This is a genomic window from Burkholderia sp. Ac-20344 (genome assembly GCF_017104975.1).
In the GTDB taxonomy this organism is placed as follows: domain Bacteria; phylum Pseudomonadota; class Gammaproteobacteria; order Burkholderiales; family Burkholderiaceae; genus Burkholderia.
Window position 1 is genome coordinate 1 of sequence record NZ_JAAGPP010000141.1, and the last position, 485, is coordinate 485.

The window sequence follows — 485 nt, forward strand, 5'->3', positions numbered from 1 at the left end:
AACAATGGTGTAAATCTCGGGGGTCGGCGGATCATTAAAAAAAAAAAAGTTCCTTCAACGCGCCGTTCTTTAACGCTCTCTTCTTCGACGAAATACCCACCAGCCAGCGAGGCCGGTACATCCCGCGACCATCAGCACCATCACCCAGAAGCCATTCTTGTTCTCAGCTAGCGGAACGCCACCGACATTCATACCGAAGAAGCACGCGACGATATTGATCGGCATCGCCAGCACCGTGACGAGCGTCAGCGTGAACAGCGTGCGATTGTTCTGCGCGTCGAGACGCGAGGTGATTTCCTCCTGCAGCAGCCTGACCCGATCGATTAAACCTGCCACATCCGAGAGAACGACCGAAAACTCTTCCGTCGATTCGCGCAGGTCCTGCACGTCTTCCGGATGAAGCAAGCGCGGCGGCCTTGCCAACAGACGGAAAATCGCACCGGGCTCCGGTGCGAGCATGCGTTGCAAACGCGTCAGCGTGCGGC

At 56.9% G+C, this 485-nt stretch carries 1 protein-coding gene; it reads right to left on the minus strand.

The genetic code is table 11. The features are described from left to right. Positions 1 to 69: 69 nt before the first annotated feature. Positions 70 to 485: CorA family divalent cation transporter (locus G3N64_RS31590; RefSeq protein WP_277399146.1), on the minus strand; the 416-nt coding region annotated here is incomplete at its 5' end.